Origin of the sequence: Chryseobacterium sp. OSA05B (genome assembly GCF_019970065.1) — a bacterium.
Lineage (GTDB): Bacteria > Bacteroidota > Bacteroidia > Flavobacteriales > Weeksellaceae > Chryseobacterium.
Window position 1 is genome coordinate 966,175 of sequence record NZ_JAHXYH010000002.1, and the last position, 16,966, is coordinate 983,140.

At 39.3% G+C, this 16,966-nt stretch carries 13 protein-coding genes; 11 read left to right on the forward strand and 2 right to left on the reverse strand.

Going from position 1 to position 16,966, the window contains the following annotated elements:
• Positions 1-21: 21 nt before the first annotated feature.
• The 3 genes from LC419_RS11775 (at position 22) to LC419_RS11785 (ending at position 3,596) form a co-directional block, all read left to right on the forward strand.
• Positions 22-720, forward strand: a complete 699-nt coding sequence (locus LC419_RS11775; protein ID WP_223607515.1) for an SAM-dependent methyltransferase — start codon at positions 22-24, stop codon at positions 718-720.
• Positions 721-1,224: 504 nt separating this feature from the next.
• On the forward strand, positions 1,225-3,024 hold the full coding sequence (locus LC419_RS11780; protein WP_223607516.1) for a lytic polysaccharide monooxygenase: 1,800 nt from the start codon (positions 1,225-1,227) through the stop codon (positions 3,022-3,024).
• A gap of 194 nt (positions 3,025-3,218) precedes the next feature.
• Positions 3,219-3,596, forward strand: coding sequence for a hypothetical protein (locus LC419_RS11785; RefSeq protein WP_223607517.1), 378 nt, complete (start codon positions 3,219-3,221; stop codon positions 3,594-3,596).
• Between the two features lie 517 nt (positions 3,597-4,113).
• On the opposite strand, the gene LC419_RS11790 is transcribed toward LC419_RS11785, so the two are convergent.
• The gene (locus LC419_RS11790; protein WP_223607518.1) at positions 4,114-5,016 is read right to left on the reverse strand and encodes a DUF4349 domain-containing protein; all 903 of its coding nucleotides are present in this window, start codon (positions 5,014-5,016) and stop codon (positions 4,114-4,116) included.
• Between the two features lie 150 nt (positions 5,017-5,166).
• On the opposite strand from LC419_RS11790, the gene LC419_RS11795 reads away from it, so the two are divergent.
• From LC419_RS11795 to LC419_RS11830, 8 genes are all read left to right on the forward strand, one after another.
• Positions 5,167-6,234 carry a DUF2891 domain-containing protein gene (locus LC419_RS11795; protein ID WP_223607519.1) on the forward strand — a complete coding sequence of 356 codons (1,068 nt, stop codon included), beginning with the start codon at positions 5,167-5,169 and terminating at the stop codon, positions 6,232-6,234.
• Between the two features lie 39 nt (positions 6,235-6,273).
• Positions 6,274-7,119: an AraC family transcriptional regulator gene (locus LC419_RS11800; RefSeq protein WP_223607520.1), complete on the forward strand. Its 846-nt coding sequence runs from the start codon at positions 6,274-6,276 to the stop codon at positions 7,117-7,119.
• Between the two features lie 89 nt (positions 7,120-7,208).
• A complete protein-coding gene (locus LC419_RS11805; protein ID WP_223607521.1) occupies positions 7,209-8,519 on the forward strand; it encodes a TolC family protein in 1,311 nt (436 codons plus the stop codon).
• A 23-nt stretch (positions 8,520-8,542) separates the two neighbouring features.
• Entirely contained in the window at positions 8,543-9,655 is a 1,113-nt protein-coding gene (locus LC419_RS11810; protein WP_223607522.1) for an HlyD family secretion protein, read from the forward strand.
• Positions 9,656-9,866: 211 nt separating this feature from the next.
• Positions 9,867-11,459, forward strand: coding sequence for an MFS transporter (locus LC419_RS11815; protein WP_223607523.1), 1,593 nt, complete (start codon positions 9,867-9,869; stop codon positions 11,457-11,459).
• A 658-nt stretch (positions 11,460-12,117) separates the two neighbouring features.
• Positions 12,118-14,328, forward strand: a complete 2,211-nt coding sequence (locus LC419_RS11820) for a TonB-dependent receptor (protein WP_223607524.1) — start codon at positions 12,118-12,120, stop codon at positions 14,326-14,328.
• Positions 14,329-14,433: 105 nt separating this feature from the next.
• Positions 14,434-15,246, forward strand: a complete 813-nt coding sequence (locus LC419_RS11825; protein WP_223607525.1) for a siderophore-interacting protein — start codon at positions 14,434-14,436, stop codon at positions 15,244-15,246.
• Positions 15,247-15,579: 333 nt separating this feature from the next.
• Entirely contained in the window at positions 15,580-16,284 is a 705-nt protein-coding gene (locus tag LC419_RS11830; protein ID WP_223607526.1) for a bifunctional 2-polyprenyl-6-hydroxyphenol methylase/3-demethylubiquinol 3-O-methyltransferase UbiG, read from the forward strand.
• Here the strand turns inward: LC419_RS11830 and LC419_RS11835 are convergent.
• Entirely contained in the window at positions 16,257-16,955 is a 699-nt protein-coding gene (locus tag LC419_RS11835; protein WP_223607527.1) for a hypothetical protein, read from the reverse strand. The two genes, LC419_RS11830 and LC419_RS11835, sit on opposite strands and share 28 nt — an antisense overlap.
• Positions 16,956-16,966 lie beyond the last annotated feature (11 nt).

The following is a 16,966-nucleotide window of genomic DNA, read 5'->3' on the forward strand; positions in this document are numbered from 1 at the left end:
AAAGAACTAAAAAACAATAAAATGCTTTTTTTACTCCCAGCTTATTTATCCGAGAATACCTCTATCACTCATTTTTCACCTGTTCTGAAAGAGTACATCATGCAGACGGATTACTTCTTTGTAGAAAACGAAAAAACAGCCAGAAAAGTGGTTAAATTCTTTGCTCCCGAAAAGAAGCAGTCGGATTTGAAGCTGTTTCTGCTGGACAAATACACGGAAAATGCTGATATCAAAGAAGCTCAGAACCTGATGCTGCAGGGGCAGGACTTCGGACTCCTTTCCGAGGCGGGTCTTCCATGCATCGCAGATCCCGGAAACCTGATTGTGAAATGGTGTCATGAGAAAAATATCAGAGTGATCCCGATTTCGGGGCCTTCATCTATTATTTTAGCTTTAATTTCCAGTGGATTCAATGGTCAGGAATTTACCTTTCATGGATACCTTCCGATAGATAAAAGTGAGAAGAAAAAGCAGATTCAACGTTTGGAAAGCCTGGTGCAGCAAACCGGATATTCTCAGATATTTATGGAAACGCCATACAGGAATAATCCGTTATTTGAGGATCTGACTAAATTCTTATCTCCGAACACCAAGCTCTGTATTGCTGCGAATATCAACGATTCTGAGCATGAATTTATCCAGACAAAAACCATCAATGACTGGAAAAAAGCCAAGCCGGAACTTCATAAAATTCCTGCTGTCTTTGTCCTGGGAAAATAAAAAGGTAACAAGATAAATCCTACTGGATTCTTTCGCATTTACATTCATCAATTCATCTCTTAACACTGATTAACACTAGAAAAAGTGACGACGATCGGTGGTTTTGTTGTGCTTAAATTTGAATATAATTCTTTTGATATCTTTAAGTGGAATAATTTATTAACATAATTAGTTTATGTTGATTAATATTAATCATAATTATGTTTATTTAGGTTAATTTTTAATTAAATGCATTAATTGTAATGTGTTTTTTTAAATTTGAGTAATACTTAACGAATTCTGTTTACAGTGATTAAATAGCTAATCTCAGAACTTCTACTATTTTTAATTTGTAAACTCTGATAACAAATTCTTTAGGATGTTCAATGCTGCTTTTTGACCAGACAAAGGTTTGAAAATACTGGATTTGTCCCGTTTTTATTAAAAACCCTGGTGATGACAAAATAGAGTCGAGCCTTTTCATCAGATTAGCTAAAATAATAAAACACCTTAAACAATTTAAATATGATTAAACTTAGAATTTTTTTTTCAGCACTATTATTATGTGCTCTGGCATTTTCTTCAGCACGTTTGTCAGCCCATGGATATGTAATGAGTCCGGCCTCACGGGGCTATCAGGGAAGTCTGGATAAGGCTACATTAGGCTATACCGCAGCACTGGGAATATATGGCAGTGTAATTAATGAACCGGGATCTCTTGAAGCCAAAAAAGGATTTCCGGCACTCGGTCCGGCAGACGGAATGATTGCTTCTGCCAATGGAAGTATAGGAGGGAATACCATTCTTGATATTCAGACTGCTGACCGATGGAAGAAAACCAATATCACAACCGGCGTGAATACCTTCATCTGGAAGTATCTCGCTTATCACGCCACAGCAAAATGGCATTATTATATGACGAAACCGGGCTGGAATCCCAATCAGCCGCTTTCACGTCAGAACCTTGAACTGATAGGAGAAGTGGTTCATAATGGTACACCACCACAGGATAATACGCCGCATCATATTACCATTCCGGCTAACCGTCAGGGATATCATGTTATCCTTGCCGTTTGGGATGTTGCAGATACAGCGAATGCATTTTATAATGTAATCGACGTGAATGTACAGTCTACGGTAACGCCTACCCAGCCGGCTACCCCAACGGGATTGGCTAAAATAAGCGTAACGAGCTCTTCTATAAAAATAGGTTGGGCGCCTCAGGGAGATGCTGCATCTTATACGGTTTTTCGTAACGGACAGGCCGTACAGACTTTAAACGTTCCTGAATTTGAAGACCAGGGCTTATCTGCCAATACCAATTATACTTACGAAGTACAGGCGAAAGGTTCTACAGGACTGACTTCACCGAAAAGTGCACCACTTATTATAAAGACGGATGACCAAAATACTCCTGAAAAGCCTGTCGCTCCCTCAAATCTCCATTCGATGGGCGTCACGGAAAACTCTGTTTCGATGATGTGGATGGCTTCAACGCATACATTGGGTATTAAAAATTATCAAATCTTTGAAAACGGAGCCAAGGTTGCAGAAACAACGCAAACCAGTTTCTTACGTACAGGTTTAACCCAAGATACTGAATATCGCTACACGATAAAGGCTGTTGCCCAAAACGACCAAATCTCGGATGCCAGTAATGAACTAAAAATCAGGACTAAAAATATAGAAGGCGGAAATGGACAAGTGTATTGCGGAGCACAGCAATATAACCCGGCTCATGCGTATCCAACAGCCCAGACAAGTGTATTCTATGCCTGTAAAATCTGGAAAAACAAATGGTATGCTAATCCTAATGAACTTCCGGGAAGCAATATGGTTTGGGAGGAAATCAGCGCATGTACTGAAGGTCCGAATTGTCAGACTAGCGGTCCTATTACCTATTGCGGATCGCAGCCATATAATCAGGCAAAGGCTTATTCGACTGCCGGTACAAAAGTATTTTATGCCTGCAAAATCTGGGAAAACAAATGGTATGCTAATCCGGGAGAAGCACCGGGAAGCAATGCGGTCTGGAAAGTGATAAGCAATTGCAGTGAAGGCCCGGAATGTAAAGCTGCAGGCCGAAATAATCAGGAAGAGGGTCTTTCAGTAATTGTATCGGATAACCTGATCAATTTTGCACCGGAAACTTATTACGGAAAAATCAGTGAAGTGAAGGTGTTTAATGCCCAGGGTCTTCAGATGCTTTCTTCAGTAAATGTCTCAAAGAACAGCCTGAACATCAGTACTCTTCAACCGGGAATTTATTTTGTGAAAATTCAATACAAAGATGGTGGAAGCATCACTAAAACGATTAAAAAGTAATTCACGAGAGATAATACATCACCAATAGAAGCCGCCGTCTTCATCGTAAGGCGGCTTTTGTATTAGAGGCTTTTATAGAGAAAATAAATAGGTGTGAAAAATCCTTTTGATATCTTTTTCAACATTTAACAGCCCTTAACATCCGCTTTGCACCATTCTTGTTTTATACAGGATATAACACAAAAAAATAAATTATGTCAGACAAAAAATTAGCAGGACTTTGGATCGATACGGAAAAGGCAGTTGTAGTAAAAAACCACGATGCTCAGAATGCATTCAAGTTTTTCCTTTGCAGCCCGGTAAAAGCGGAAATACAGCATGGAAACTCCAGTGAGAATGCAGCGAATAATGCCGAACGTACCAACAGAGTCAAGTTTTTTAAAGAAGTGGAACATCTTCTGACCAATTCCCAGGAAGTCTACATTACAGGCCCGGGAACCATTCAGGAAGAGCTGAAAAATTATCTTCATGATACAGCTCAATTTAAAAACCTTACGATAACATTAGATACGGCGCAGAAAATGTCAGACGAGCAGGTGCTCGAGACGGTGAAAGATTATTTCAATGCTTAAGTCATTGATAGTGCAGTAAAAATCCGGATATCACTGATATCCGGATTTTTATTTTATGTATGAAAATTACTTTTGTCATTTAATCTGAGTCTGGGATAAGACAATTAAGGGATCGATTAGAAAAGATTGTTTATAATGATGTCTCTCGCAGATTTCTCAGATGATACAGATTTTCATTTCAGATTTTTAAAACATTAAGATCAATGAAGGATGTAAGATTGGTTAAGAAAAAATCAAATGATTTTTTAAGCCGTACGTCATAAAGCGAATCTAAAACTTAATGTTCTTAAAAGCTTAACAGAACCTTAATGGTTTGAATTTTTTCTATCTCAGATGATACAGCTATCGCAAATTAGCAAAAAATCTGTATCTGTTCACTTCACCAGAATCAATGCAATTGATTCCATCTTTGCTTACATTTATAAGTGCGTTAGAAAAATTAATCTTATTTGCTTCACAAGTTTTGCAATTGATCTCAAATCCCGAAACCACGAACCTCGCATCCCGAAACCTCAGACTATTTTGCTCTTCCGGCTCTCCACTTTCTCCACAGATAAATAATGATCGGGATGAGTAATAAGAATGGCCAGAATGAAATAATTCCCAACAGAAAACTTACAAAGCTGTTCCAGCCTTCCGCTACAGAATCTCCGAAACGGCTTCCAAAACCAATTTTTGAGGTGGCAGAGGTTCTTACTTTTTCTTTGTATAAACTCAGATTGAGGGTACTGTAATTCACCCGGTCGTCAATGAAGCGAAGCCTGCCTTCCGCAACGTCTATTTCGTCTTCAAGTTCACGGATTTTCTCCTGGATTTCAATCATATCTTTCGTGGTAGAAGCACTTCTGAGCATGTCACGGTACTTTTCCAGATAGATCCTTTTATTGGCTAGTTTGATGGAGACATCAGTATATTCTTCAGTGACATCATCAGACGAAATATTTTTGGATAAAACTGAGCCTACTCCATCTGAAAAGGAGTTGATCAGCGCATCAAAATTTTTGTGCGGGACACGGATCACAAGATCCAGATTGTCATCAACATCCGTATTTTGAAACTGTTCCGTTTGAATGTAAGCATTATTTTTTTTCAGAATATCTGCCACCTGATTCTGGGCTTTTTTAATATCCCCAACCTGGATTCGCATATTTCCGTTCTTAATGACTTTTTTAGCGATAGTGTCAATCTTTTTATGAGTTGAGGAGGATTGTGCAGACTCATTTTCTTCCGGTAGTAGTTTTTCACTGATCGCATTTGGAGGAGCTACTTGTGGTGACTGAGAAGACTCTTCTTTATATTTAACGATGTCAATTGCTTTATCTGCTGATACGGCTGGAGAGGAATTGGCAACGTCTAGTTCGGATTTCTTGCATCCGCTCATCAAAAGGAGTATACATAAAGGTAAAAATAATTTTCTCATGAATATTTTTTAATAAACTTTATCAAAAATTATGCTTAAAACTTTATTTTATTTAAAGTTCGTATTGTTTTGTGAAAATATTTAGGATTTGTTTATTTTAATGAAGTTTAAATATCATTTGAAATCTAAATTATTTTCTATTTTTAAAGAATGAAAAAAAGTCTTTTAGCATTCGTGTTTTCTCCATTCTTACTATATGCCCAGGAAGTTCCGAAACTTACCGATGAAATGGCAGCTAAACTACTGGAAAAACCACTTCACTGTATTAATCAGGAATATCCAAATAAAACAGCCCATATCATCAATAATGCCGGCGAGGTTGCTTTGACACCCAAAGACCTTCACCCGAGCTTCTATGGCTGTTTCGACTGGCACAGCTCCGTTCACGGACACTGGATGCTTGTGAGATTGCTGAAGACTAAACCTAATCTTGCCAATGCAAAAGACATTGAAAAAATTCTTGACAATTCGTTAAATAAAGAAAATCTACAGGTCGAAGCCGATTATTTTACTAAATACCAACTTACATCCACGTTTGAAAGAACCTATGGCTGGGCTTGGCTGTTGAAGCTTGATGAAGAACTTACCACCTGGGATCATCCCAAAGCTAAGATCTGGCATCAGAATTTAAAACCATTAACAGATAAGATCCTACAGTCATGGAAAGCTTATCTTCCTAAACAAACCTATCCGAACAGAACCGGAGTTCATCCGAATACCGCATTTGGGCTGGCTTTCGCTATCGATTGGGCAAAAGCTAATCATGACGTTGAATTTGAGAGCCAGCTCAAAGAAAAAGCAAAATATTTTTACGGTAAAGATCAGAAAACACCCGCTTATCTGGAACCGGACGGATCTGACTTCTTCTCGCCAAGTCTTGAAATTGCAGACCTTATGAGAAGGGTTTTACCACAGAAAGAATTTGTCCTTTGGCTGAATAATTTTTATGAGAAAAGAAGCTTGGAGAATATTGAAAAAATCCCTGTGGTAAGTGATCTGAGCGATTATCAGACCGTTCACCTTGTCGGGCTTTCTTTTTCCAAAGCGTGGTGTATGAAAGGGATCTCAAAAGCGCTTCCTGACGGACATCCATTGAAAAAAGACTTTAAGAAAACAGCAGATGTATTTTTAGCTAATGGACTTCCTTTGCTGTTCCAGGGGAATTATGGCGGAGACCACTGGCTGGCGAGCTTTGCGGTTTATTCTCTGGAAGATTAAAAGGTTGTAAGCACAGAATATATTGGCTACATTTGTGTTATGTCAGCTTTAGAAAAATTCGGTGTTGAAATTTTCACTCAGCATAATATTTTCGAGAGAATTTCTGCGGATAAACCTTTCCGTCCGGAAAACCCTGCCTTTATTTTTATTAAATCAGGGACGATAAAGCTCCGTCAGCATTTCAGTGATCTGGAGCTTTCTGCCAATATGTTTATGGTTACCGACCCACAGACGATTTATGAGATGGTTTCCGTAAGCGGCGACTTCCAGTCCAGGATGGTTTCTTACAAAAGAGAATTTATTTCCGCTTTATCATTGAAATTCAATAGGTTAATTACATATCGTTATTTCCGCCAGCAGATGAACAAGGGAGTTCCTTTTCCCGAAAATGAAATGGAAGTGGTCTGGAAAAGCGTTAATTTTTTGAAATATATTTTAGATTCAGAAACCGAAATGCTGTATAAAAAGGAAATGGTAGAACATCTTTTCTCCGTTTTTTGTTATCAGATGGCCGGAATTATTTCTAAAGAGGATAATTATTCCATGAACCAGATGTCCAGACAGGAAGAGATCGTTTTTGTATTCCTCACGGACCTTGCGGAACACCATCTGACAGAGAGAACGGTTGAGTTTTATGCGGAGCGGCAATCGATTACAACCAGACATCTTTCCTCGGTAGTAAAATCCATTACAGGAAAGTCCGCCAGCCAGATCATTGCTTTGATTGTGATGAATGAAGCAAAAGTACTTTTAAACTCCTCCAATAAACCGGTTTCTGAGGTTTCATCTATCCTCGGTTTCAGTGATCAGTACGCGTTTTCCCACTTTTTCAAAAAACATCTGGAAGTAAGTCCCAGACAGTACAGACATCAGTTCGAAAACTAGAATCTTACATTTGAACATCTTTTTCCAGAATTCAAACATTTGATTGAATTTGTTGTCGCCGTAACTTTGTATCCGTAAAACAAGGTAAAATGACAAACAACATAAAAACAGCACTATCACTTGTGATAGCTCTATTCCCTGCGCTGTTTTTTTCTCAACAGATTAAACAGATGACCGCAGGTGAAGCCGCCGATCTGGCCGTGAAAAACCATCAGCAGTTAAAAGTGGCTGCGCAGAATATTGACATTGCAAAACAGAATACAAATGTTGTAAAACTTCAGCAGCTTCCCAATATCACAGCTTCTACCAGTCAGTTCTATTTAGGAGACGCGGTAGCTATCGATAAGGATTTTTCGAATTCAACCAACGTTCCGATGCCTCACTACGGAAGTTCTTATGCTGTACAGGCCACTCAATTGATCTTTAAAGGAGGTTTGGTAAGTAAATCCATTGAAATGGCAGGTCTACGAGAGCAGCTTTCTGAACTGGATCTGGAAAAAAATAAGCTTGATGTAAAATTTCTCGTGATTTCCAATTATCTGGACGTTTATAAAATGTTCAATCAGGAAACTGTTTTTGAAAATAACAAAAAACTGGCTCAGGAGCGTCTGAAAAATATTCAGAAGTTCTATCAACAAGGAATGGTAACACGTAATGAAGTTATCCGTGGAGAGCTGGCCATTAAAAACCTTGATCAGGGTATTCTGACACTGACGAATAATAAAAAGATCCTCAATTACAATTTAAATATTGCCTTAGGACTTCCTTCCGAAACACAGATCGTTCCCGTTGAAAGTCTAACGGATAAAGAATCCGGAATCGGTATGGATTACTATATGGATCTGGCCCATGAAAGCAATCCTCAGCTGAAATCGGCAAAGAAAAACATTGATGTCGCCGATAAAAATATTGAGATCATTAAAACAGATCAGATGCCAACATTATCAGGTTTCGGAGGTTATACCTTACAGCGTCCGATTACGAATAGAAATCCTGTTTTGGATATGTATTCAGGCGGATGGCAGGCAGGCGTTTCACTGAGCTATAATATTGATAATTTATATAAGACCAAAGAAAAAGTAAAGCTTGGTGAATTACAGAAAAATCAGGCAGGCGATGCGGTGACACTGGTTCAGCAGAATGTAGATATGGCAGTGAATGCAGCCTATGTAAAATACCAGGAATCGATCCAGCAGGCTGACATCCTGAATGATTCGAAAAGACTGGCGGAAGAAAACTACAAGATCACGGAAGCCAAATATTTAAACCAATTGGCGGTACAGGCTGAAATGATCGATGCACAGAACCAGAAACTGCAGTCGGAGCTGGATTTTGCCAATGCAGAGATCAATGTGCTGTATCAATATTATAACCTGCTAAAGGCTGCAGGAACGCTCTAATTTTAAAACTGAAAATCAAGATAATGGAAAACAAGGAACAAACCACTCAAAATACTCAGGCCGCTCCGGCTCAGTCAGGGGCAGCCGTTAAAAAGAAACAGAATAAAAAAAATAAAATAAGAACCATCATTTCCAATACGGTTGTCTTTCTGGTCATTGGATTCGGGCTTTTCTGGCTGGTTCGTGAATATTTTCACATCGGAGACAAAACCTACACGGAAGCGGCTCAGGTAGAGGAATTCATTAACCCAATCAATACAAGGGTTTCGGCTTATATCAAAGACATCAAATTCATCGAACACCAGAAGGTTAAAAAAGGAGATACTCTGGTTATTCTGGATAAAAATGAAATATTAACCCAACTGGGTCAGGCTGAAGCTGCTTATCAGAATGCGATGGCACAGAGATCGGCAACAAGTTCATCCGTTAATACCGTTTCCAATAACGTAAGTGTGATGGAATCCAATATTGCAGGAGCAAAAGCCAGACTTTGGAACGCTGAGCAGAATTTAAACCGATATAAAAACCTTCTCGCTGCAGAAGCGGTGACCAGACAGCAATATGATCAGATCAAAACTGAATATGATGCTCAGAAAGCGGCGTATGAGACTCTGGTGAATCAGAAGCAGTCAGCTAATCTTTCTACCACTGAGGTGAAAAGCAAATTAGGCATTAATGATGCTGAGATTAAAAGAACGAAAGCAGCACTGGATATGGCAAAAATCAATCTTTCCTATACTGTAATTACGGCACCTTACGATGGAATCATGGGGCGTAGAACGATCTCCGAAGGACAATTGATCCAGCCGGGACAACAGGTGGCAACCATTGTTCTGAATGGTCAGAAATGGGTAACCGCTAATTTCCTGGAAAGACAGATGCCGAATATTAAGATCGGTCAAAAAATGACGATGACAGCCGATGCTTTGGGAGGAAAGACATTTGAAGGGGTAGTCACTGCTATTTCTGCAGCGACAGGTTCAAGATATTCAAGCGTGCCTACAGACAACTCCACAGGTAACTTTATCAAAGTACAGCAGAGAATCCCTGTAAGAATAGAATTCAGTACTTCCAATAAAAAAGAAGATCTGGAAAAACTGAGCGCGGGGATGAATATGAATGTGAATATTAATTAAGACTGAGAGACATCAGATGTCAGATTTCAAACACTTTGGGGTGAAGATTTGAAGACAATTAATATATGTTGTCTGGCGTCTGACAAAATAAAATAAGCTAAGCAAAATTAAGACTAATAGATATCAGATCTCAGGCTTTTAGCTGAAGGAGGAATTGAGAGGAATAATAAAGTCTGTTATCTGAAATCTGACATCTAGTATCTAAAAAAAAATGTACAACAAAGGATTATATAACGACTGGGTACCAAAACCCGTACAGCTGCTGCTCATCGTGCTGCTACTGGCAGTGGTGATGCCGCTCGGTGGGGTATATACCGGAAACATCAGTTATCTGGTGAGCGGTACCGGGGCGATGACAGAATATTTTATGTGGGCGAACTACGCGACCACAATCGGAATGGGTGCGTGTATGCCTATCGTGATCAGACTGAAGATGAGATTTAAGGTCAGGGATAAAATGGCGGTGCTTCTCGTACTTTTGGGGGTGTTGAGCTATATTAATGCTACAACGATGCAGCCGATGATCTTTGTATTTACTGCTCTGGGAATCGGATTTTTGAAGATGATGGTGACCATTGAGTTGTTTCTTCCGTTAATGGTGATGGTTGGAAACAGAGGGATGTTTTACGGACTGTTTTACACCTTTGTTCTGGCGATGAATCAGGTGGCGGCTTATTATGCGGCGGTAGTTTCCATTAATTACAACTGGCAGCATTTTTATGTGATTGCAGCGGTGTTATGTTTTATGCTGGCCCTGATTCACTGGGTTTTTATGCATAATAAATATTTTGCATTAAAAGTTCCGTTGCACTACATTGACTGGATGAGCATTCTGCTGTTCGTTTCTACGTTTATGTTTTCTGCCTATGTCTTTTCTTTCGGAAAACAGCAGGATTGGTGGAATTCGAAACATATTATGAATGCAAGTATTGCTGCTTTTGTAAGCTTTGCTTTGCTGGTGGTTCGTCAGTTTACTTTAAAAAGACCTTATTTATCATTCAAAATTTTCAAAAAAAATAATGTGCAGCATGGCCTGTTTATGCTGTTGTGGCTGGGAATGTTCTTAGGAACGACTTCGCTTCAGAATACCTTTGCGGTTGGAGTTCTCGGATATGATCAGCAGACAAATGCAGGACTGAATCTGCTCATGGTTCCCGGAATTATCCTGGCAGGAGTGATTGCCGTATTCTGGTTTAAAAAAGAAATACCATTGAAAATGTACATCTTCTCAGGGTTTTCGGCGATGATGGGGTATGCATTGATCATGTACTTTTCGATGGTTTTAGAATTCAATTATGAAAACTGGTACCTGCCAATGTTTTTAAAAGGATTCGGAATGTGTTCGCTGTTTATTTCAGTATGGTTCTATACTCTGGATAAACTTGAAATGGATGATATGCTGGCGGCAATCGGGCTGGTTTTGGTATGGAGAACGTTTCTGGCAGTAGGATTCTTTTCAGCACTGTACTCATGGTTTCAATACCGTTTTCAGATTACAGCGGTAGGAGATCTTGCGGTGTATATCGACGGAATGACAGTGACTCCACAAACTTTGGCGGCTAATATGAAAACACTTCAGCTAAATGCCATCATTGTATCCGGTAAAAAGATCTTCGGATACATTATTCTGGTAGGTTTTGGAGTACTCTTTTATGTGATGACACATCATTTCGGAAAAGAAAGATTCCAGTATTTAAGATTCATCAGAGTATTGGGCGGTAAATCTGTCATTGCGAGAAGAAGGCTCCGTGAGCGGAAACAGTTATTAGAAGAAATAAAAGACGCAGCAGGGCCTGCGGTTTAAAGATACCTTGTTTTTCATGAGTAAGATCCTTGGCTTTGCGAAGTCCGGGATCTTACGTTTTTATGACTACAGATAAAATATACCTTTTTAGCCTGAGTTCGGGTTCAGTAAAGTGGGTAATGAGTTTTAAATGATGAGTTATTAGTTAAGAGGTGTGGAATTTGGGATTTGAAAATATATGGGATCACCTGTAAAACTTAGGGGAAATAAAAGCTTTTTTAACGCAAAGCTTCATTTTATTAACGTTCAGTTTTGAGGAAAGCAAAGAGTCTGACTGCGTCACTGATGAAGCTATTGGCATAAAACATCTGCTTAATCGAATCGATCTCTGATCGATTCCGTCTTTCCAACCTTTAAACTATGCATAATTACTGTAAACCTTTGCGTTAAAACAAGGCTTATTTCCCTCCCAAGTTTTGAAATTGATAGATTGTATAGATGTAAAAGGCAGTTGCTCGTTTGAACTACGAAACCATCATACAGAAACTTTATGGTACTAAGATGTATACTTTGATCATCCTTAAATTAATATAAAAACAAATGTCTTATCCCGGATTCAGGCCTTTTTTAATGGAATATGAATAATTTCATACCCTGTTGTTTTTATTTAGAAACAATAAAAATTAAATTTGGAGGTTTATAAAACTTGAGTAGAAGAATGAAAAAGCAGTATGCATTCATAGGTCTGTTAGCTTCGGGAATAGTATTTTCTCAGACAGCAAATGATTCTATAGCCTCTAAAGGTATTGATGATGTGGTGATCGTGGCATCTAGAAAACCTACAAAGATCTCGGATATCCCGGGAACAGTTTGGGTGGTTCAGAAAGAAAAAATCCAGGAACAGGCCAAAAGCGGAGTTCCTATCAAAGAAATGCTGGCAATCCTCATCCCGAGTATGGATATCGGCCCGCAGGGAAGAACCAACTACGGACAGAACATGAGAGGCCGTTCAGCATTGGTGATGATAGACGGTGTTTCGCTGAACAGTATCCGTGCCATCAGCCGTCAGCTGGACGCTATTGATCCTTTTAATATCGAAAGAATTGAAGTGCTTTCCGGAGCCAGTTCTATTTACGGAGGGAATGCAACCGGCGGTATCATTAATATCATCACGAAAACACCTCCTAAAAACGGAATCAGCGGAGAAACGGAATTGGGCGCAAGAAGCGGATTTATGGGTAAAGATGATCACGATTTCCGTGCGGCCCAGGCTATTGCAGTGAAAGGTGAAAAGTTTTTTGGGAGGTTAGGCATTGCTTATCAACAGAATGGCGGTGTTTATGGAGCTGATGAAAAACAGGTTTTAACGGATATTACCCAAACCGACCTTCAGTACAACCAGTCTATTGATGTATTGGCTACAGGAGGTTATAAATTTAACAATAAGCATAAAATTACCGCATCCCTTCAGTACTACAATTCTAAGTTTAATGGAGACAGAAGTCTTTATTTAGGCCAGAATTTAAGTGCTTTTACAACAAAGAATGCAGGACTTCTAGAAATGCGTGACGGTTTTTCATCCGATAAAAATGTAGGAACAGAACGTTTCATGGGAACTGTGGCCTATAACGGAAATAATATTTTAGGCGGTCAGGATCTGTACGTGCAGTTGGCTGCGAGAGGAGAGAAGTTGGGATTTTATCCTTTCCCCGGAAATGTTAATTTAAATAACGTAAACACGGCATATATGTCTTCTTCACAGCAGGATACCTATTATTCGGGGGTAAAAGCATTATTGTCGAAATCATGGAAAAGCCTCAATGTGACGTATGGAGTAGATATTGATCTTGAGAAATTTGAAGGAACCCAGTCGGTATATGATATTGCAAAAACCATGTCAAGCGGTGGCTTGGTCAACGAAACCAAATACAGCCTGGGAAGATATCCGACCAACCACTCCCAGAGTTACGCCGGATATGTTCAGGCTAAATATGACATCTTACCTAAACTTCAGGTGAATGGAGGAGTTCGTTATCAGAATATCAATGTAAAAGTAGATGATTTTGTAGGTTCAGTGCAGCAGACTCAGGTGGCTATGGGATACGGAGCTTCAGCTTCAGCTATTCCGGGTGGAGAAAGTTCATACAATGTGACACTGGCGAATGCCGGTTTGTTGTATAAATTCAATGAACAGCATCAGGCCTGGGGAACTTTTTCCCAGGGGGTAAGTTTAGCAGATCCCTCGAAATATTATGGAATAGGAAACTATGTCCTAAAAGGAACCAACTGGGATGTGACATCAAGCATTAATGTAAAACAACAGCCGCTTCAGGCTATCAAAACCAACCAGTTTGAAGTAGGGTACCGTATCAACAAAGATGGATTGAGAGGTCAGATCGCAGGTTTCCTAAGCAATTCGGATAAAACGGTTACCGTTGACAAAAAGACATTCCAGATTCTTGTGAATGACCTTAAGCTGAGAAATATGGGGATAGAAGCTGAGGTTTCTTACTCCATGAGCAATGGGGTTTATTTCGGAGCCAGCGGACTTTTGATCAAATCGGAAGTTGAGAATAATGGCGAATGGAAGAAGCAGGAAATTTATAACGCTTCCCCTTCAAAACTGGTGACTTACATCGGATATAATGTTAAAAGCTGGTCATTCAGGTTCCAGTCTTTACAGAATTTCAAACTGACGGACGATCTTAAGAATGAAATCGACGGTTACAATACTTCGGATTTAATGGTAGGATACCGTTTCGACTGGGGTAAATTCAATCTGGGAATTCAGAATATTTTCAATACCGATTATCAGACCATCTGGAGCAAGCGTTCCCAGGTTTTATATTCTACCTACGGACTTCCTGAACTGTTCAATTACAAAGGAAGAGGGAGAACGTTTAACCTGTCTTATACCTTTGATTTCTAAAAATTTAAATCGAGCCGTTTAGCCTTGATTTAAATACATCATATAATAACAGATCCGGCTTCTCATCATCAACGGAAGCCGGATTTTAACTTTAAAAATTCAGTTATGGCTAAAATTCAAACAGGCCGCATCGTTGCGGAAATGACGAGAAAGGAGTATATCACTGATCATTATATCAGAGTCTATCTGTATTCTCCGGAAGCTCATTTGTTTAAAAATACCACCATTGGTGACAATAACAAGATCGCTGTACCTCCTGCAGGTATGGATGAAATTCATTTTCCGACACTGGATGAAAACCGCCAATGGGTGTATCCTCCAAAGGAAGTGGCGCCTGCTGTAAGAACCTACACCCACAAAGGAATTGATCTTGAGAAAAACGAACTGATCATTGATTTTGTAGACCATGGCGACGGAGGTCCTGCTTCAAAATGGGCCCGTGAATCCGAAGCCGGTGCAAAACTGGGCATCATGATGAGGACTGAAGCAAAAGAGATGTATCCGGACGTTAAATGGTACCTGTTTGTTGGAGATGCTACTGCCATTCCTGTTCTGAGCGCGATGCTGGAAACCTTGCCCGAAACAGCAAAAGGAGTCTGCATCATTGAAGTTCACGGAAAAGAAGATGAACAGAACCTTGAAACCAAAGCTGATATTGAATTTAAATGGCTTCATAACGCCACTCCGCACATCAGCAGTGAAATGGCGGATACCGTAAAAAAAATCACCCTTCCTGAAACTACAAAATTCGGATATGTGGCCGCAGAATTTTCAAGCGTTAAAGAAATCCGTACCTATCTCAGAAAAGAAAAAAACTGGACTGCACAGGAACTTAATGCCTATTCCTACTGGAAAGCAGGTGTAGCGGAAAATGAATCGGAGAAAGATAGACATAAGGAGAAGGATTCGATGGGGTAGGTGTTTGCGGGTTTCGAGATACGGGTTTAGGGATTTAAAAGTATGGCCTTTGATTTGATTTTTGTGCGAGATAGATGTTAATGGTGAATTTTGCTTCGCAAGTGAATGGTGAATTTTCGGTTGGAAGAGCCAAGAATCAAGAATCAAGATGCAAGACGTCAGATTTCAGACATCAGACATCAGACAATAACTCATTAACTTTATTACTACGAACCGGCAACTGGTAACTAAAAACACTCTCACCCAAAACCCGCATCTCGAACCGCGTATCCCGCACCCCGAAACTTGCAATCCGAACCCGAAACCCTTATCTTTGTACTTTTAAAGACGACAATGAAAGATTTAATGGGTAAGGCAGTCTGGGATTATTTTCACAACGAAAATCCTGAAGATCTGCAGACAGAAACTTCAATCTCAGAACTGGATGAACTTCCGGTAAACTATCTTTTCAGAGATTTTGAAGACATGAATGGGATTGAGCAGAAAGCGCTTGAGCTTGCTCATGGGAAAGTGCTGGACATTGGTGCCGGTGCCGGTTCTCATGCTTTATATCTTCAGAATGAAAGAAATCTTGATGTTTTGGCATTGGACATTTCACCAAAATGTATTGATGTCTGCCAATTGAGAGGAATCAAAAAAGCAATATGTGAAAATATGTTGGACTTCTCAGGAGAAACTTTTGATACGGTTCTGCTTCTGATGAACGGAACCGGGATTTTCGAAAGCCTGAAAAAAATTGATACCTACCTTCAGAAATTGCACACTTTAGTAAACGATAACGGACAGATCCTGATTGACAGTACGGATATTCTGTATATGTTTGACCGTGATGAAGATGGTGGCGTCTATATTCCGGCAGGCGGTTATTACGGTGAACTGGATTATATTGTTCATTATAAAGGAGAATCTGAAGATCCTATCAAATGGCTCTATCTTGATTTTGAAACTTTAAAAAATGCTGCTGAAAATAATGGTTTTGCCATAGAAAAAGTGATGAAGGATGAAGATTCTTACCTGGCAATACTGACTAAAAAGTGACTTGAAAATAAATTTTGATTCGTAAATATGATCACAAGCATTACAAGTGATATCAGAATTGGAAAAATATAGGAAGCTGCTCTGTAGGGCAGCTTTTTAGGTATATAGGTTGCCCATAGCAAAAGCAGAAAGAGCATTCCTAATATGGCTGCAAAAACTTCGGGACTTTTTCTAAAGGAAGAAATGTTTCGAGAATTTATTTTGTGCATGAAGGCGACCAGGAAATACTGAACAGGCAAATAAATAAATCCAAAAATAAAAGTGAAAACAGCAGGAGTGTATTTTTTTAGTTTAATAAAATTGATTCCTAATAATATGGACCCCGGAACGGTTCCCACAATAAAACTGATCAGTAAAATGATATCCCGTGGAAATAGTTTTATCGCATGCGGATCTTCAGTCACATTATCTTTCCACATTTCCTGTTCTTCCTGAAGCTTTAATTCTTCCTGAGTTTTTTTATCCTGAATGAGTTGGTAAATCTGTATTTTTTTCTGCTCACTGAAAGTTATTCCTCTTTCCTCGAGTATTTCAAAAGCCATTTGAACAGCTTCCGGAGTAAAGCGGTTTCCTTCTTTTAAATAATTGTCCAGTTCCGTAGAGGATAATTTTCCCAGAACACTCTTTTTAACCATAGCTGATAAAATAAAATGGGCATAAAAAATGCCCATTTTGTATAATT